This is a genomic window from Actinacidiphila sp. bgisy160, from assembly GCF_057707815.1.
This window is the reverse complement of the sequence record NZ_JBYIQW010000001.1, coordinates 207,912-225,736: the sequence shown is the minus strand read 5'-3', so window position 1 is coordinate 225,736 and position 17,825 is coordinate 207,912. Positions and strand designations below refer to the sequence as shown.

Sequence of the window (17,825 nt, the reverse complement as noted above, 5' to 3'; positions counted from 1 at the left end):
GCTCCATGATGCAGTGCCGGGCTCAGTCGTTGTCCGGGAGGACCATGTTCAGCGCCCAGGAGACGATGCTGATGATCAGGCCGCCGAGGAACGCCGCCCAGAAGCCCTCGACGTGGAAGTCCAGGTCCAGCCTGCCGGAGATCCAGGACGTGAGCAGCAGCATCAGGGCGTTCACGACCAGCGTGAACAAGCCGAGGGTCAGCACGAGCAGGGGCAGCGACAGCAGCTTCACCAGCGGCTTCACCAGCCAGTTCACCACGCCGAAGACCAGGGCGACGAGGATGAGGGTGAGGGCCTTGTGCCCGGTGTCGTCACCGGTGAGCGTGATGTTGCCCACGAGCCAGATGGCCACCAGCAGGGCTCCGGCATTCGCGAGCGTCTTGACGACGAAGTTCATCATGGCTGAGATCGTCGCAGAAGTGATCGCACAGGCACAGAGGTGAGAGGGAGCGGCCACGTGAAGGTGTTCCGGCTGGACGACCTGGAGGCCGAGCGGGCCGCCAACGAGGGCGCGTACCTCAGCTTCCTGCGCGAGCGGAACATGTCCGCCGGGCTCTACGCCCTGCGGGCCGGGGAGCTCGACCCGCAGAAACCGCACGCGCAGGACGAGATCTACCTGGTCGTGAGCGGCCGGGCACTGGTCACCGTGGGGGAGGAGACGACGCACGTCGCGCGCGGCAGCGTGGTCTACGTCCCGGCCGGGGCGCCGCACCGCTTCCACCACGTCACCGAGGACCTGAAGGTCCTGGTGGTCTTCTCGCCCCCCGAGGCGTGAGGGCCTCCGCCCCAGGGTTCCCGTAGGGGGAGGGTCAGGGACGGATGGGGACCGCGAGGCCTCCGCAGGGGGCCGTCGCGGCCCTAGCCTGGGAGCGGAAGGACGACAAGGAGGAGGAAACGGTGAAGCTCTTCGAGGGCCTGCCCTGGTGGGTCAAGTGGGTCGCGGTGCCCGTGATCGCGATCGTGGTCTTCGGCGGCATGATCGCCAGCGCGATCGGGTTCCTGTTCTGGCTGCTGTTCAAGGTGCTGGTCTTCGTGGCGCTGGTCGGCGGCCTGGTGTACGTGGTCAAGAAGTTCACCTCGTCCTCGTCCGACTCCCGCGACAAGTGGTGACCCCGTGGGGCAGGTCCGGGCCCCACGGGAGGTGCGCCGCTCAGTCCCGCAGCCGGACGCGCCCGGGGCTGCGCGGCGCCGCACCGCCCGCCGGGGCGTCGCCGTCGGCGCCGGTCGCGCCGTTCATCCGGGCGACCAGCTGACGGGCCAGGCCCAGGACAGTGGCGCCCACGGTGAGCGCCTCGGCGAGCATCTCCGACAGCCCGTCGGCGCCGTTCAGCAGCATCATGTGACCGACGTCGCCGAAGGCCTCGGCGCCCGTCCGGACGATCTCCGGCCCGACCTCGGCCATCTGCCGGGCGGCGAGCGCCTCCTGGTTCTCCGTCAGGGCCGCGCCACGCGCCTTGATCGTCTCTGCCCGTCCGGGTCACTTGGCGCGACGCCGGTGCCCTCGACCGGTGCCCGCGGGAACCGTGTCGCCGTTGCCGCGGTCCGCCGACACCACGAGTGCGGCCAGCGCCGTCGTCAACGGCACCGCCACCACCAGGCCGATGCTGCCCACCAGGGTCCGCACGATCTCCTCGGCGACCAGCTCGCTGCCCGCCACGGCCAGCACTCCGCGCTCCGCGACGGAGAAGAGCAGCAGCAACGGCAGCGCCGCGCCCGCGTAGGCCAGCACCAGGGTGTTGACGACCGAGGCGATGTGGTCGCGACCGATCCGCATCGCCGCCGAGTACAGCCGGCGCCAGCTCGCCCCCGGGTCCGCCTCCCGCAGCTCCCACACCGCCGAGGTCTGGGTGACCGTCACGTCGTCCAGGACGCCCAGCGAACCGATGATGATGCCGGCCAGCAGCAGACCGCGGATCTCGATGCCCGGGTACAGGGAGTGGATCAGCCCGGTCTCGTCGGAGGTGTTGCCGCTGAGCAGCGCCCAGTCGGTGAAGACCGAGCCCAGGAAGCCGATCAGCAGCAGCGAGCACAGGGTGCCCAGGACCGCCACCGAGGTACGGGCGCTCAGGCCGTGGCACATGTAGAGCGCGATCAGCATGATGGCGCTGCCGCCGATCACCGCGACCAGCAGCGGATTGCCGCCGTGCAGAATCGCCGGGAGGATGAACAGCGTCAGCACCGCGAAGCTGATGATCAGCGCGACCAGCGCCAGGATTCCGCGCAGCCGCCCGACCACGACGACCACCGCGGCGAAGATCCCGGCCAGCAGCCACAGCGGGAAGGCCCGGTCGACGTCGGTCACCGAGTACTGCAGTTCGCGCGGCGCCTGGGGCGCGTACGCCAGCAGCACCTTCTGGCCCTTGGTGTAGTGCCGGGTCTGGGTGGGCTGCACGATCTCGGTGAAGGTGCGGCCCGCGTCCTTGCCCGAGGTGACCTCGATCGTCGCGCGCTCGCAGATGGCCGGACCCGACGGCACCGACGTCGGGCCGGGGGAGGGCGCGGCTCCGGTGCCCGGTTCGGCGTTGACGTCCGAGCACTTGACCTCCTCGACCCTCACCACCCGCCCGGACTGCGTCTGCTGGTCGAAGCCGACGCCGCTGCGCTCGTGCTTCGGCACGCCGCCCGGCCAGAGCACCACCAGGCCGGCCACCACGGCCGCGACGAAGGGGATCAGGACGGCGGCGATGACCTTGCGCAGGTGCCGGGAGGCCGGTGGCACCGGGCCGTGACCGTGGCTGTGACCGGGGGCGTGTGCGTGAGGTTGAGTGGAGTCCACGGCCCGATCATCGCAACACCCTCTGGTGTGCGCCGGCGAGGACCCGCTAGCGTTGAGGCACCTTTGCAAACGCGGGAGCTCGGAGCACCGGGCTGAGAGGGCGCTGACCGGCCGAGGGCCACCAGCTGCGCCGACCGCTGAACCTGTTACCGGGTAATGCCGGCGTAGGGAGTGGGTCTCATGACCATGCAGGATGCACGCGCGCGCGAAATCGGCTGGCACAAGGGCTACGTGACCGGGTCCCGCCCGGACATCCGGGTCCCTGTCCGCCGAGTGCACCTGACCGACGGCCGGGACGTGACGCTGTACGACACGTCCGGCCCGTACACCGACCCCAACATCACCACCGACGTCCGCCGCGGCCTCGCGCCGCTGCGGGAGAACTGGATCGTCGCCCGCGGCGACACCGAGGAGTACCCCGGCCGCCCCGTCCGCCCGGAGGACGACGGCGTCAGACACACCTCACCGCGCGGCGGCCTGCGCAACCTGGACGCCGTCATCCCCGGCCGTCCCCGCCTTCCCCGGCGCGGCGCTCCCGGGCAGCCGGTGACCCAACTGGCGTACGCGCGGCGGGGCGAGATCACCCCGGAGATGGAGTACGTCGCCATCCGCGAGAACGTCTCCCCCGAGGTCGTCCGCGAGGAGATCGCGGCGGGACGCGCCGTCCTGCCGGCGAACGTCAACCACCCGGAGAGCGAGCCGATGATCATCGGCAAGCGGTTCCTGGTGAAGGTCAACGCCAACATCGGCAACTCGGCCGTCACCTCCTCCATCGAGGAGGAGGTCGACAAGATGACCTGGGCCACCCGCTGGGGCGCCGACACGGTCATGGACCTCTCCACCGGCCGCAACATCCACACCACGCGCGAGTGGGTGCTGCGCAACTCCCCCGTCCCCATCGGCACCGTCCCCCTCTACCAGGCCCTGGAGAAGGTCGACGGCAAGGCCGAGGAACTGACCTGGGAGATCTACAAGGACACCGTCATCGAACAGGCCGAGCAGGGCGTCGACTACATGACGGTCCACGCCGGCGTGCTGCTGCGCTACGTCCCGCTGACCGCCCGCCGCAAGACGGGCATCGTCTCCCGCGGCGGGTCGATCATGGCGGCCTGGTGCCTCGCGCACCACAAGGAGAGCTTCCTCTACGAGAACTTCGAGGAGCTCTGCGAGATCCTCTCCGCCTACGACGTCACCTACTCCCTCGGTGACGGCCTGCGTCCCGGCTCCATCGCGGACGCCAACGACGAGGCCCAGTTCGCGGAGCTGCGCACGCTCGGCGAACTCAACACCGTCGCGAAGCGGCACGGCGTACAGACCATGATCGAGGGACCCGGGCACGTCCCCATGCACAAGATCAAGGAGAACATCGACCTCCAGCAGGAGATCTGCGAGGAGGCGCCGTTCTACACCCTCGGCCCGCTCACCACCGACATCGCGCCCGCCTACGACCACATCACCTCCGGCATCGGCGCGGCGATGATCGCCTGGTGGGGCACGGCCATGCTCTGCTACGTCACCCCCAAGGAGCACCTGGGGCTGCCCGACCGCGACGACGTCAAGACCGGCGTCATCACCTACAAGATCGCCGCCCACGCCGCCGACCTCGCCAAGGGCCACCCCGGCGCCCAGGAGTGGGACGACGCCCTGTCCGACGCCCGCTTCGAGTTCCGCTGGGAGGACCAGTTCAACCTGGCCCTCGACCCGGACACGGCAAGGGCGTTCCACGACGAGACGCTCCCGGCGGAGCCGGCCAAGACCGCGCACTTCTGCTCCATGTGCGGGCCGAAGTTCTGCTCGATGAAGATCAGTAGAAGCATCACGGAGCGGTTCGGCGGCGACGCGGAAGCCACCGCGGAGGAGATCGAGGCCGGGATGCTGGCGAAGTCCAAGGAGTTCGCGGCCTCGGGCAACCGGGTCTACCTCCCGCTGGCCGACTGACCCTTTCCCGCCCCGGCGGGCCCGCGACCCCCGAGGGCACCGCGGGCCCGCCAGGACCTCGTGGAACCGCCCCGGGCGCGGGGCGTCAGTCCGGGGTGTGGTCAGGGCCGCCGAAGTCGGGGCTGGAGAAGTCGGGGCTGGAGAAGTCCGGGCTGGTGAAGCGGTCCCCGGGTTCGGGGGAGGACTCGGGGCCGGGGCTGGAGAAGTCGGGACGGGAGTACCCGAGGCGCGGCATCCGGGAGTTGCCGCCCGTGGTCGCGGTGGGGGCGGTGGGCGCGGCGCCGGCGGCCTTGGCGAGGGCCTCGTCGAGGAAGGGCTGCAGCCCCCGTTCCACCAGGGCCCGGCGCCACAGCTCGCGGGCGAGCGCGACGTCCCGGGGCTCGTTGTCGGGAGGGTCGTGGAGGGCGGTCGAGCCGTTGCGCAGCGCGGTGAGCAGCAGCCCGGCCATGCCGATGACGACGCCGCAGGCGGCGACGGCCGCGAAGAGCCAGCCGGCCTGCCGCAATGGCGGGGCGATCGCCGGTTCGGGGTGCCCGAAGCGCAGGGCGTACCCGAGCACGAGGAAGATGAAGGCGGCCGTACCCGCCAGGATCGGGGTGAGCACGGCGACGACGGCGAACAGCCCGGCCCCCGAGCCGTCCGCGGTGACCGGGGCCGCCGCGGCCGCGTAGCCCAGGCCGGGCACGGTGGCGGTGCGTGCCTCTCTGCGCCGCTCCGCGAAGGTCTCGCGGACCTTGACGAACTGCTCGTACTCGGGCGCGGCGCAGGCGGAGATGGACTCGGCCGCGCCCAGCGCCATGGTGCGCAACTGCTCGGCGTTGAGACGGTTCCGCGCGTCGGCGAGGGCGGCCCGCGTGCCCTCCGAGCGCAAAGCCGTGTCGAGGGCACGCTCGAACTCCGGGCGGTCCTCGGTCAGCAGGTGTGGAGCGCTGTTCATGTGCATCCCCCGATGCTCCGTCTCCGGTGCCGCCCGGAGTTCACGAAGGACGAAGGTCCGGACCGGCTGGGCGGAAGCGGAGGAGAAGCTGCCTACGGATATCCCGATGGTAGAGCGCGGAGGTGACGCGGTGACAGAGTGTTTCCGGAAAATGGAGTTTTCCGGGGACTACAACGGCAGCTGCGCGACCAGGAGTTTGCCGTCCATGGTCACGCCGCCGTCCATGGCCACCGCCAGGTCCTCCGCGTACACGTGCGGTCCCTCGACGACAGCGGACCGGTCCGGCTGCTCGGCACCGAGTTCCCCGCCGGGCTCGCCGAGCAGGTACGGGATGGGGCTGTGGCCGTGCACGACGCGGTGGCCGCCGTAGGTGTCCAGCAGTTCCCGGGCGGCCTGTGGCCCCGACTCGCCGCGGAAGGCGAAGCGCCGGGTGAACTTGCGGAACAGCTCCCAGCACTCGTCGGCGTCGCCGCGCTGCAGGATGCCGGTGACGGCGTCGTTCATCGCGTCGATGGTGGTGCCGTACTCCAGGTACGCGGTGGTGTCGGAGTGCAGCAGCAGGTGGCCGTCGGTGAGGGCTGCCGCGTCCAGCCGGGACATCCAGGCGACGTGGTGGTCCTGCAGCCGCTCCATGTCGCTGGTCTGGCCGCCGTTGAGGCGCCAGGCGGCGAGGAAGGAGGCGGTGCCGGCGGCGGAGTTCACCGGGGTGTCGCCGAAGCGGTGGGCGCCGAGCAGCAGCAGCTCGTGGTTGCCCATGAGGGCGCGGGCGTAGCCGCCGGCCGCGGCGGCCTCCGCGGACAGCTGCATGACGAGCTCGATCACGCCGATGCCGTCGGGGCCGCGGTCGGTGAAGTCGCCGAGGAACCACAAGCGGGCGTTGCCGGCCGCCCAGTGGCCCTCGGAGTCGATCAGCCCGGTCGCGTACAGGGCCTCGCACAGCCGGTCCAGGTAGCCGTGGACGTCGCCGACGACGTAGAGCGGGCCCAGTGCCTGGGCGTCGGTCGCGGTGACCACCGGGAGGTCGCGCTGGGTGGGCGTGTACTCCGGGGGCATCATCTGTTCGTCGATCATGGTCGGTTCGTGTCCGGCCGGGTATCCGGGCGGGGCCCCGACGGCATCGGCGGGGTGCGCCGACGGCGTCATGGGCGCAGCGTGCGCCACCGCCTCCGCGGGGTCCTGAGACCAGCCGTACGAGGTACCGGGCATGGGTCCCTGACCTGCCCCCTGAGTCATCGACCCCTCCACCGTCGCGCCACCATCCGCCCATCATAGGAATGACGATGTCGTGGCGTGACACACCTGCTGATAGCGATTTCATCCCGTGCGGACAAATCCGCCCGGGGCGGGCTGTTCTCAACCGGAGGCGACCGTTCCCATTACCCCGCGGGCCCGCGGGGCGGGCTGATGGTGGTGCGTGGCGAGCGCCGCTGGGAGGACGTGCGGACGATCAGGTCGGTCGGCATGACCTGCTGTACCGGGCGGCCCGCGTCCACCCCCTCGATGGCGTCGATGAGCAGCTGGACGACCGCGGTGCCGATCCGCCCCGGTTTGAGGGAGAGCGTGGTGATCGGGGGTTCGGTCGTCGCGTAGACCACGCTCTCGCTGCAGCAGACCAGCAGGAGGTCGTCGGGCACGCGCAGCCCGTAGCGGCGGGCGGCGGCGAGCAGGTCGGTGCCGTTGGGGTCGAAGAGGCCGTAGACCGCGTCGGGGCGGTCGGGCCGGGCGAGCAGGCGGTCGGCGGCGACGGCGCCGGCGCACGGGTCGTGGGCCGGGTAGGCCTCGACGACGGGTTCCTGGCCGATCCGCTCGCACCAGCCGAGGTAGGCGGTGGTGGACAGCCGGGTGTACGTGTCGGTGCTGGTGCCGGTGAGCAGTCCGATCCGGCGGGCCCCCGCCTCGGCGAGGTGCTCCAGGATGCCGAGCACGGCGGCCTCGTGGTCGTTGTCCACCCACGCCCGGACGGGCAGGCTGCCGGCCGGGCGGCCGTCGCTGACCACGGGGATGCCTTGGCGCACCAGCTCCGTGACCATCGGGTCGTGGTCCGAGGGGTCGATCACGACCGTGCCGTCCAGCGCCACGTTGCTCCACACGTCGTGCCGGGAGGAGGCGGGCAGGATGACCAGGGCGTAGCCGCGGGCCAGGGCGGCGGAGGTGGCGGCCCTGGCCATCTCGGCGAAGTACGCGAACTCGGTGAAGGTGAAAGGTTCTTCCCCGTACGTCGTCACCGTCAGCCCGATCAGCCCCGACCTGCCGGTGCGCAGCGTGCGGGCGGCGGCGGAGGGGCGGTAGCCCAGCCGGTCGGCGACCTCACGGACGTGGCGGCGGGTGGCGTCGGGCAGTCTGCCCTTGCCGTTGAGCGCGTCGGAGACAGTGGTGATCGAGACACCGGCCGCGGCGGCGACGTCCCTGATGCCGGCCCGCTCCAGCCGGCGTCCGACGGGCCGGCTCGCCTGGTGGTTCCCTGCTGCTGTCATGGCGTGGTGATAGTAGGGGCCGGGTGGTCCGTTCGCGGGGTGCCGGAGAAGGCGTTGACAGATACGTTTCCCCGCCCGCGGTGCCGGGCGTGGCGGGAAAATCGCAGGTGACGGCGGGTGTCTACCGAGGATCACGGGTCCGTCACGGGGCGCCGCCCGCCCGGCGTCCCGCGGTGTGCGTGACCGTCAACTCACCCCTACGAGGGATGCGCGCCACCGCGCGCGCCACGGGCGCTCAGTGCGTCGCACCGCCTGCCCCGTCCGCCGCGAGCCCCCGTCGCGCGCCCGTGGGCCGCAAGGCCTCCCCCGGCCGGGCGGGCGCTCGTATGGTGTGGGGCATGAGCCCCAAACTGCGCCGCGAACTGGACGGCATCCCCACGTACAAGCCGGGAAGACCCCCGGCCGTGGAAGAGGGAGTGACCGCTTACAAGCTGTCCTCCAACGAGAATCCCTACGCGCCGCTGCCGGGTGTCCTGGAGGCGGCCACCGCCGCCGCGGAGAACTTCAACCGCTACCCGGACATGGCGTGCACGGCCCTCCACGCCGAGCTGGCACACCGCTTCGGCGTGCCGGTGGAGCACATCGCGACGGGCACCGGCTCGGTCGGTGTCGCGCAGCAACTGCTGCAGTCGACCGCGGGACCGGGTGACGAGGTCGTCTACGCCTGGCGGTCCTTCGAGGCCTATCCGATCATCACGCAGATCAGCGGAGCGGCCTCGGTGCCGGTGCCGCTGGACGCGGACGAGACCCACGACCTCGACGCGATGGCCGCGGCGATCACCGACCGGACGCGGCTGGTCTTCGTCTGCAACCCCAACAACCCCACCGGCACGGTGGTCCGCCGGGCCGCGCTGGAGCGCTTCCTGGACCGCGTCCCCTCGGACGTGCTGGTCGTGCTGGACGAGGCGTACAAGGAGTTCATCCGCGACCCCGAGGTCCCGGACGGCGTCGAGGTCTACCGCGACCGCCCCAACGTCGCGGTGCTGCGCACCTTCTCCAAGGCGTACGGGCTCGCCGGGCTGCGCGTGGGGTTCGCGATCGCGCACGAGCCGGTCGCCGCGGCGCTGCGCAAGACGGCCGTCCCTTTCGGCGTGAGCCAGCTCGCCCAGGATGCGGCGGTGGCCTCGCTGCGCGCGGAGGCGGCGCTGCTGGAGCGGGTCGACGCGCTGGTCACCGAGCGGACCCGGGTGTTCGACGGGCTGACCGCGCAGGGCTGGACGGTGCCGGAGACACAGGCCAACTTCGTGTGGCTGCGCCTGGGGGAGCGCACGACCGACTTCGCCGCGGCCTGCGAGCGGGCCGGCGTCACCGTCCGTCCGTTCGCGGGGGAGGGTGTGCGGATCACGGTCGGCGAGGTGGCCGCCAACGACGTCCTGCTCCGTACGGCAGAGGCTTTCCGGAAGGAGTTGTAGCCGTTCCCACGCGGCGTCCCGGGTGCCACGGGGCGTCATAGCATGCCCCCTTTCGCCCCTTCCCACCCCCCGGTGTGAGGGGGCGAAAGCGTGTGCGGCATACTGAGTTTGTGAATGCGTTCACTTTCACAAACGCGGCAAGTTAGGAGGCGTGACGTGGACCTGGCACTGGACTCCGTCGTCGTCGCGCGATGGCAATTCGGCATCACGACCGTCTACCACTACCTCTTCGTCCCCCTCACGATCTCCCTCGCCGCCCTGACCGCCGGCCTGCAAACGGCCTGGGTGCGCACGGGCAAGGAGAAGTACCTCCGGGCGACCAAGTTCTGGGGCAAGCTCTTCCTGATCAACATCGCCATGGGCGTGGCCACCGGCCTGGTCCAGGAGTTCCAGTTCGGCATGAACTGGTCGGACTACTCGCGCTTCGTCGGCGACGTGTTCGGCGCCCCGCTCGCCTTCGAGTCGCTCATCGCCTTCTTCTTCGAGTCCACCTTCATCGGCCTGTGGATCTTCGGCTGGGACAAGCTCCCGCAGAAGCTCCACCTGGCCTGCATCTGGCTGGTCTCGCTGGGCACGATCCTGTCCGCGTACTTCATCCTCGCGGCCAACTCCTGGATGCAGCACCCGGTCGGCTACCGCTACAACAAGGTCACCGGCCGCGCCGAGCTCACCGACTTCTGGGCCGTGATCACCCAGAACACCACCCTCGTCGTGGTCTTCCACACACTGACCGCGGCCTTCCTGACCGGCGCCGCCTTCATGATCGGCATCTCGGCCTACCACCTGGCCCGGCGCAAGCACGTCGCCGTCATGAGGACCTCGCTGCGCCTCGCCCTGGTCACCGCCGTCGTCGCCGGCCTGCTCACCGCGATCAGCGGCGACCGGCTGGGCAAGGTCATGTACGAGCAGCAGCCGATGAAGATGGCCGCCGCCGAGGCCCTGTGGGACGGCGAGTCCCCGGCCCCGTTCTCGATCTTCGCCTACGGCGACGTCGAGAAGGGCCACAACACCGTGGCCGTCGAGGTCCCCGGCCTGCTGTCCTTCCTCGCCCACGACGACTTCAGCTCGTACGTCCCCGGCATCAACGACGTCAACAAGGCCGAGCAGGAGAAGTACGGCCCCGGCGACTACCGGCCCAACATCCCGGTCGCCTACTGGGGCTTCCGCTGGATGATCGGGTTCGGCATGACCTCCTTCGCGGTCGGCCTGGCGGGACTCTGGCTCACCCGCCGCAGGTTCTGGCTCGCCGAGGACCGGCGCACCGCCGACGACGAGCCCCCGCATCTGATGCTCACCAGGAACACCGCCCTCTCCCCGGCCCTGTCCCGCTGGTACTGGCGGATCGGGCTGCTCACCATGGGCTTCCCGCTGATCGCCAACTCCTGGGGCTGGATCTTCACCGAGAACGGCCGCCAGCCGTGGGTGGTGTACGGGCTGCTGCGCACCGAGGACGCGGTCTCCCCCGGCGTCTCCACCGCCGAGATGCTGACCTCGCTGATCGTCCTCACCACGCTCTACGCCGTCCTCGCCGTCGTCGAGGTCAAGCTCCTGGTCAAGTACGCCAAGGCCGGGCCGCCCGAGCTCACCGAGGCCGACCTCGATCCCCCCACGAAGATCGGCGGCGACGCCGACCGCCCGATGGCCTTCTCGTACTAGGGAGAGACGGCATGCAACTCCACGACGTCTGGTTCGTCCTCATCGCGGTCCTGTGGACCGGCTACTTCTTCCTCGAGGGCTTCGACTTCGGTATCGGCGTCCTCACCCGGCTGCTCGCCCGCGACCGCCCCGAGCGGCGGGTGTTGATCAACACCATCGGCCCGGTCTGGGACGGCAACGAGGTCTGGCTGATCACCGCCGGCGGCGCCACCTTCGCCGCCTTCCCCGAGTGGTACGCGACCCTCTTCTCCGGCTTCTACCTGCCGCTCCTGGTGATCCTGCTCTGCCTGATCGTCCGGGTCGTCGCCTTCGAGTACCGGGCCAAGCGCGCCAGTGAACGCTGGCAGACCGCCTGGGAGCAGGCGATCTTCTGGACCTCCCTGGTCCCCGCGTTCCTGTGGGGCGTGGCGTTCGCCAACATCGTGCACGGGGTGGAGATCGACGCCTCCGGTGAGTACACCGGCGGGATTCGCGATCTGCTCGGCCCCTACGCCCTGCTCGGCGGACTCGTCACGCTCAGCCTCTTCACCTTCCACGGCGCGGTCTTCGCGGCGCTGAAGACCCTCGGCGACATCCGCGCCCGCGCCCGCCGGTTCGCCACCCGGGCCGGAGCGGTCACCGCCGTGCTGGCTCTGGCCTTCCTGGCCTGGACGCAGGGCCACGGCGGCGACGCCTGGAGCCTGGCGGCCGCGGTCGTCGCCGTGCTCGCGCTGCTCGCCGCGCTCGGCGCCAACCTGAAGGGCCGCGAGGGCTGGGCGTTCGCCTACTCCGGGGTCACCGTCGTCGCCGCGGTGGCGATGCTCTTCCTGGTGCTCTTCCCGGACGTCATGCCCTCCACGCTGGACCCCGCGTGGAGCCTGACGGTGAAGAACGCCTCCTCGACCCCCTACACGCTGAAGATCATGACCTGGTGCGCCGGGATCGCGGCCCCGCTGGTCGTGCTCTACCAGGCCTGGACGTACTGGGTGTTCCGCAAGCGGATCGGCACTCAGCACATCGCCGAAGCGCACTGAGGAGCTGTTTCACGTGAAACCCGTCGACCCCCGGCTCCTGAGGTACGCCCGCTCGGCCCGTGTGTTCCTCGCCGTCTCCGTCCTGCTCGGTCTCGTCGGCGCGGGCCTGGTCATCGCGCAGGCGATGGTCGTCGCGGAGATCGTCGTCGGGGGTTTCGAGGACGGTCTCGACGCCGGGGCGCTGCGCACCCCGCTGCTGCTGCTCGCCGGTGTCGCGGCCGGCCGGGCGGCCGTCTCCTGGCTCACCGAGCTGTGCGCCCACCGTGCCTCCGCCGCCGTCAAGTCCCAGCTGCGGACACGGCTGCTGGAGCACGTCACCGCGCTGGGCCCGGCGGGGCTGACCGAGCGCCGGACCGGTGAGCTCACCACGCTCGCCACCCGGGGCATCGACGCGCTCGACGGCTACTTCGCCCGCTACCTGCCCCAACTGGGCCTGGCCGTCGTGGTGCCCGCCGCCGTCCTCGCCCGCATCGTCACCGAGGACTGGATCTCGGCGCTCACCATCGCCCTGACCCTCCCTCTCATCCCGGTTTTCATGGTCCTCATCGGCTGGGCCACCCAGGCCCGCATGGACCGTCAGTGGCAGCTGCTCTCCCGGCTGTCCGGCCACTTCCTCGACGTCGTCGCGGGCCTGCCCACCCTCAAGGTCTTCGGCCGGGCCAAGGCGCAGGCCGAGTCCATCCGCGCCATCACCGCAGACCACCGGCGCGCCACCATGCGGACGCTGCGCATCACCTTCCTCTCCTCCTTCGCCCTGGAACTGCTCTCCACCATCTCGGTCGCCCTGGTCGCCGTCGGGGTCGGCATGCGGCTGGTCCACGGCGAACTCGACCTCTACACCGGGCTGGTCATCCTCGTCCTGGCACCCGAGGCGTACCTGCCGCTGCGCCAGGTGGGCGCGCACTACCACGCGGCCGCCGAGGGGCTCTCCGCCGCCGACGAGGTCTTCGCCGTCCTGGAGACCGCACCGCCCCGGCGCGGTACGGCCCCGGCCCCCGACCTGCGGACCGCGGTCGTCGAACTGGACGGGGTCGCCGTGCAGGGCCGCCTCGGGCCCGTCTCCCTGCGGGTCTCCCCCGGTGAGACGATCGCCCTCACCGGCCCCAGCGGGATCGGCAAGAGCACGCTGCTCGGTGTGCTGCTCGGCTTCACCGAGCCGACCTCGGGACGGGTCCTGGCCGACGGCACCGACCTCGCCGACCACGACCCGGCCGGCTGGCACCGGCAGATCGCCTGGGTGCCCCAGCGGCCGCACCTGTTCGCCGGGACCGTCGCCGACAACGTACGGCTGGCCCGGCCGGACGCGAGCCCGGCCGAGGTCCGTGCCGCACTCCGGGACGCCGGCGCCCCGGACCTCGACCCCGCGACGGCCCTCGGGGAGGGCGGCGGGGGGCTCTCCGCCGGACAGCGGCAACGCGTCGCCCTGGCCCGGGCCTTCCTCGCCGACCGGCCGCTGCTGCTGCTCGACGAGCCCACGGCGGCGCTGGACGGGGAGACCGAGGCGGCCGTGGTCGACGCCGTCCGGCGGCTCGCGGCCGGCCGCACGGTGCTGCTCGTGGTGCACCGCCCGGCGCTGCTCGCCGTGGCGGACCGGACGGTGCGGCTCGACGCCCGCCCGCAGGACGCCGTGCCACCCGCGGTGGCGCACCCCGCCCGGGCCGAGGCGGCGGCGACCGCCCCCGAACCCCTCGGCACGGCCCACGCCGTCGCTGCGCCCGCGTCCTCCAGGACCTCCGCGCCGCTGACCCGGGTGCGCCGGATCGCGGCACCGCTACGGCCCCGCTTCGCCCTCGCGCTGCTGCTCGGCGCCCTCGCGTTGCTGAGCGCCGTCGGCCTGATGGCGACCTCGGCCTGGCTGATCTCCCGGGCCTCCCAGCAGCCGCCGGTCCTCTACCTGATGGTCGCGGTCACCGCGACCCGGGCCTTCGGCATCGGCCGGGCGGTGTTCCGCTACGCCGAGCGCCTGGTCTCGCACGACGCCGTCTTCCGCGCCCTGGCCGACCTCAGGGTCACGGTGTACCGCCGGCTGGAGCGGCTCGCGCCGGCCGCGCTGCGTGACACCCGGCGGGGCGACCTGCTCTCCCGCCTCGTCGCCGACGTCGACGGCCTGCAGGACTACTTCCTGCGCTGGCTCCTCCCGGCCGGCGCCGCCGTGCTCACCGGCACCGCCGCGGCCGCGTTCACCGCGTGGCTGCTGCCCGGTGCCGGCGCCGCCCTGGCGGTGGGACTGCTCGCCGCGGGCGTGGCCGTGCCGACCGCCTCCGCGGCGCTCGCCCGGCGCGCCGAACGTGCCCTCGCCCCCGCCCGCGGCGAACTCGCGGCCCAGGTGGTCGAGGTGCTCACCGGCACCGCGGAACTGACCGTCGCCGGGGCCCTGCCCGGGCGCCGCGCAAAGGCGGCCGAGGCGGACCGCGTGCTCACCCGGATCGCCGCGCGTTCCGCGGCCGGCGCGGCGCTCGGGGCCGGGCTCGGCGCCCTGGTCAGCGGACTCACTGTCACCGTCTGCGCCTGGGCGGGCCTGCGGGCGGTGGCCGGCGGCGGACTGTCCGGGGTGGCGCTCGCGGTCGTCGTGCTCACCCCGCTCGCCGCCTTCGAGGCGGTGGCCGCCATGCCGCTCGCGGCACAGTACCGGCAGCGCAGCCGCCAGGCGGCGCAGCGCGTGTACGACGTGCTCGACACCCCCGAGCCCGTACGGGAGCCGGCACACCCCGCGGCCGCGCCCACCGGGCCGCACCCCCTGGTGCTGCGCGGTCTCACCGCCCGCCACCCGGGGCAGCCCCGTCCCGCGCTGGACGGTGTCGGCCTCGAACTGACGCCCGGCCGCCGGATCGCCGTCGTCGGCCCCTCCGGTTCGGGCAAGACGACCCTGGCCCATGTGCTGCTGCGCTTCCTGGACGTCGAGGCGGGCACGTACACCCTCGCCGGCACCGACGCGACGGCCCTCGACGGCGACGCCGTGCGCCGCATGGTCGGTCTGTGCGCCCAGGACGCGCACGCCTTCGACAGCACGGTCCGGGAGAACCTGCGCCTGGCCCGCCCCAACGCGGACGACGCGGAACTGCGGAAGGCGCTCGCCGCGGCCCGGCTCGACCTGGACCTCGACCTCCCGGTCGGCGAGCACGGCACCCGCCTGTCGGGCGGCCAGCGCCAGCGGCTGGCGCTGGCCCGGGCGCTGCTCGCGGACTTCCCCGTCCTGGTGCTCGACGAGCCCGCGGAACACCTCGACCTGGCCACCGCCGACGCCCTGACCGCCGATCTGCTGGCCGCGACCACCGGCCGTACGACCGTGCTGATCACCCACCGCCTCACCGGTCTGGAGGAGGTCGACGAGATCCTCGTCCTCGACGGCGGCCGGGTCGTCCAGCGCGGTACGCACCGTGAGCTCGCCGCCGCCGACAGCCCGTTCCGCCGGGGCCTGGAGCGCGAGCGGGCGGCCGAGGCACTGGGCGCGCCCGAGCCGGAGTCGATCACGGCATAGAACGCGGCACCGTCCTAGGCTCGCCGTATGGCAGAACCACTGGCCAAACTGCTGGACGCCGTCGGCTCGGTCACGTCCGCGCTGCTGGCGGACGAACAACCGGACGAGCAACCGGGCGAGGACGCGCTCGACGTCGTCGCCGAGCAGGCCCGCGCGCTCGTGGGGGCCGACGCCGGCCTGGTTCTGCTGCCGACCGTCGAGGGCGGTCTGGAGGTGGTCGCGGTCTCGGCCCGACAGCCCGCGGGACTGGTCGGCACGGTCCTGGAGGCCGACAGCCCGCCCGTCGCGCCGCTGATGGCGGGCGAGCCGGTGTTCGCGGACGACGCCGCGACCGACGACCGGATGACCATGGCGATCGCCCCGCGCTTCGGCGCCTGCATGATGCTGCCGCTGCAGAGCAGCGGTCATGTGATGGGCGCGCTCGCACTGCCGCGGGCGCACGGCGCGCCGGGCTTCACCGAGGACGAGCGCTTCGTCGCCACCCAGTTCGCGGCACAGGCGGCACTCGCCCTGCTGCTCGCCGACGCCCAGCGCGACCGCAACCGGCTGGCCGTCTACGAGGAGCGCGACCGGATCGCCCGCGACCTGCACGACTTGGTCATCCAGCGGCTCTTCGCGACGGGCCTGATGCTCCAGGGAGCCCGGCGCAAGGCGCTGTCGCCCGAGGCCGAGGAGGGCATCGCGCACGCGGTCGAGGAACTGGACGCCACCATCCAGGAGGTGCGGACGGCGATCTTCGCGCTGCAGCAGGAGCCGCGGGACGACGCGCCGTCGGGACTGCGCGCCCAGGTGCTGCGGGAGACCGGATCCGCCGCGCGGGGCCTGGGCTTCCCGCCCTCCGTACGCTTCGTCGGGCCCGTGGACCACCGGGTCGGCGCGCTCAGCGCCCGCAACCTCGTGGCGGCGCTGCGCGAGGCGCTGTCCAACGTCCAGCGGCACGCGGGCGCCACCTGGGTCGAGGTCGTGCTCGACGCCACCGCCGTGCTCGCCGACGGCCGCGAGGGGGTGCGGCTCATCGTCTCCGACGACGGCATCGGCATCCCCGAGACCGGACGGCGCAGCGGGCTGCGCAACCTCGCCCGCCGCGCTGAGTCGCTGGGCGGCGAGTCGACCTTCGGGCCGGGGCCGGACGGCAAGGGCACCACGCTCGCCTGGGAGGCGCCCCTCTGAGACCGGGTGGCGTCAGCGGGCGGCGAGGATCCGCTCGATGACGCGAGCGACGCCGTCCTCCTCGTTGGCCACCGTGCGGTGCGTCGTGGCGGCCAGCACGTCGGGGTGGGCGTTGGCGACGGCGTACGAGGTGCCCGCCCACGACAGCATGGCGAGGTCGTTGGGCATGTCGCCGAAGGCCACCACCTCCTGTGCGGAGATGCCGAGGTCCGCGCAGCAGCGCGCGAGGGTCGTCGCCTTGCTGACCCCCGTGCCGCTGATCTCCAGCAGCGCCGACGCGCTGGACCGGGTGATCTCGGCGTGCTCCCCGGCCACCGCGCGCGCGGTGTGCAGGAAGGTGTCCGGGTCGATGGACGGGTGCTTGGCGAGCAGCTTCAGCACGGGCTGGCCCTGACGCCCGCCGTCGAGCAGTTCCCCCACCGGGGCGACGACCGCGTCGGGCGCGGGGGCGTACGGCGGGTAGCCCGGCTCGTACGCGAAGCCGCCGGTCAGCTCGACGGCGAAGGCCGTGCCGGGGACGGCGGTGCGCAGGGCCGCGATGACCGCGAGCGCGTCCCGCGGGTCGAGCGGGTAGGCCGCCAGCAGCCGCCTGCCGCGGTGCAGGTCGTAGACGGCGGCGCCGTTGGCGCAGATCGCCATGCCGTGGCCGGCGGTGTGCGCGGCGACGACGTCCATCCACCGGGCGGGCCTGCCCGTGACGAAGAAGACCTCGATGCCCGCGGCCTCCGCGTCCGCCAGCGCGGCGATCGTACGGTCCGAAACGGTCTTGTCGTCGCGCAGGAGTGTGCCGTCCAGGTCGGTGGCGATCAGCCGCGGCGCGGGGGCCGCGAGGGTGGCGTCCGGGGTCCGGGGATGCTGGGTGGCTGAGGTCACCGACCCATGGTCCCCCATGCCGGTGCATATGACAGCAGGCGGGTGCGCAGTGCGAGCACCGCCACACTCTCCGTCGCCGTTGTCAGTCCCGGGTGCCA

Annotated in this window: 14 protein-coding genes and 1 pseudogene; 8 read left to right on the top strand and 7 right to left on the bottom strand. The window is 72.4% G+C overall.

Annotation, left to right across the window (positions count from 1 at the left end):
* Positions 1–22: 22 nt before the first annotated feature.
* A complete protein-coding gene (locus tag AC3EUJ_RS01080) occupies positions 23–400 on the bottom strand; it encodes a phage holin family protein (protein ID WP_431958932.1) in 378 nt (125 codons plus the stop codon).
* Between the two features lie 57 nt (positions 401–457).
* Here AC3EUJ_RS01080 and AC3EUJ_RS01075 point away from each other — a divergent pair, with 57 nt between their 5' ends.
* Both AC3EUJ_RS01075 and AC3EUJ_RS01070 read left to right on the top strand, forming a co-directional pair.
* The gene (locus AC3EUJ_RS01075) at positions 458–775 is read left to right on the top strand and encodes a cupin domain-containing protein (protein WP_431958931.1); all 318 of its coding nucleotides are present in this window, start codon (positions 458–460) and stop codon (positions 773–775) included.
* 122 nt (positions 776–897) lie between these two features.
* A complete protein-coding gene (locus AC3EUJ_RS01070) occupies positions 898–1,110 on the top strand; it encodes a DUF5326 family protein (RefSeq protein ID WP_018558186.1) in 213 nt (70 codons plus the stop codon).
* A 40-nt stretch (positions 1,111–1,150) separates the two neighbouring features.
* Here AC3EUJ_RS01070 and AC3EUJ_RS01065 read toward each other — a convergent pair whose 3' ends face one another.
* Complete coding sequence (locus AC3EUJ_RS01065; protein ID WP_431958930.1) at positions 1,151–1,402, bottom strand: hypothetical protein; 252 nt, start codon at positions 1,400–1,402, stop codon at positions 1,151–1,153.
* A 75-nt stretch (positions 1,403–1,477) separates the two neighbouring features.
* The gene (locus AC3EUJ_RS01060; protein ID WP_431958929.1) at positions 1,478–2,776 is read right to left on the bottom strand and encodes a YibE/F family protein; all 1,299 of its coding nucleotides are present in this window, start codon (positions 2,774–2,776) and stop codon (positions 1,478–1,480) included.
* A gap of 180 nt (positions 2,777–2,956) precedes the next feature.
* Between AC3EUJ_RS01060 and thiC the strand changes: the two genes are divergently transcribed.
* Entirely contained in the window at positions 2,957–4,714 is a 1,758-nt protein-coding gene (gene thiC, locus AC3EUJ_RS01055; protein ID WP_431958928.1) for a phosphomethylpyrimidine synthase ThiC, read from the top strand.
* A gap of 85 nt (positions 4,715–4,799) precedes the next feature.
* On the opposite strand, the gene AC3EUJ_RS01050 is transcribed toward thiC, so the two are convergent.
* The 3 genes from AC3EUJ_RS01050 to AC3EUJ_RS01040 all read right to left on the bottom strand — a co-directional run bounded on the left by AC3EUJ_RS01050 (position 4,800) and on the right by AC3EUJ_RS01040 (position 8,125).
* Positions 4,800–5,657, bottom strand: coding sequence for a hypothetical protein (locus AC3EUJ_RS01050; RefSeq protein WP_431958927.1), 858 nt, complete (start codon positions 5,655–5,657; stop codon positions 4,800–4,802).
* A gap of 162 nt (positions 5,658–5,819) precedes the next feature.
* Positions 5,820–6,857 carry a metallophosphoesterase gene (locus tag AC3EUJ_RS01045; RefSeq protein WP_431958926.1) on the bottom strand — a complete coding sequence of 346 codons (1,038 nt, stop codon included), beginning with the start codon at positions 6,855–6,857 and terminating at the stop codon, positions 5,820–5,822.
* Positions 6,858–7,027: 170 nt separating this feature from the next.
* On the bottom strand, positions 7,028–8,125 hold the full coding sequence (locus AC3EUJ_RS01040; protein ID WP_431958925.1) for a LacI family DNA-binding transcriptional regulator: 1,098 nt from the start codon (positions 8,123–8,125) through the stop codon (positions 7,028–7,030).
* 338 nt (positions 8,126–8,463) lie between these two features.
* Here AC3EUJ_RS01040 and hisC point away from each other — a divergent pair, with 338 nt between their 5' ends.
* The 5 genes and pseudogenes from hisC to AC3EUJ_RS01015 form a co-directional block, all read left to right on the top strand.
* Entirely contained in the window at positions 8,464–9,537 is a 1,074-nt protein-coding gene (gene hisC / locus AC3EUJ_RS01035) for a histidinol-phosphate transaminase (RefSeq protein WP_431958924.1), read from the top strand.
* 156 nt (positions 9,538–9,693) lie between these two features.
* Complete coding sequence (locus AC3EUJ_RS01030; protein ID WP_431958923.1) at positions 9,694–11,193, top strand: cytochrome ubiquinol oxidase subunit I; 1,500 nt, start codon at positions 9,694–9,696, stop codon at positions 11,191–11,193.
* Positions 11,194–11,204: 11 nt separating this feature from the next.
* Positions 11,205–12,206 carry a cytochrome d ubiquinol oxidase subunit II gene (gene cydB / locus AC3EUJ_RS01025; RefSeq protein WP_431958922.1) on the top strand — a complete coding sequence of 334 codons (1,002 nt, stop codon included), beginning with the start codon at positions 11,205–11,207 and terminating at the stop codon, positions 12,204–12,206.
* Between the two features lie 13 nt (positions 12,207–12,219).
* Positions 12,220–15,684: a thiol reductant ABC exporter subunit CydD gene (gene cydD / locus AC3EUJ_RS01020; RefSeq protein ID WP_431958921.1), complete on the top strand. Its 3,465-nt coding sequence runs from the start codon at positions 12,220–12,222 to the stop codon at positions 15,682–15,684.
* A 51-nt stretch (positions 15,685–15,735) separates the two neighbouring features.
* Positions 15,736–16,854: pseudogene (locus AC3EUJ_RS01015) on the top strand (GAF domain-containing sensor histidine kinase); the annotation flags it as partial.
* 12 nt (positions 16,855–16,866) lie between these two features.
* Here the strand turns inward: AC3EUJ_RS01015 and AC3EUJ_RS01010 are convergent.
* Positions 16,867–17,727: an HAD family hydrolase gene (locus AC3EUJ_RS01010; RefSeq protein ID WP_431958920.1), complete on the bottom strand. Its 861-nt coding sequence runs from the start codon at positions 17,725–17,727 to the stop codon at positions 16,867–16,869.
* Positions 17,728–17,825 lie beyond the last annotated feature (98 nt).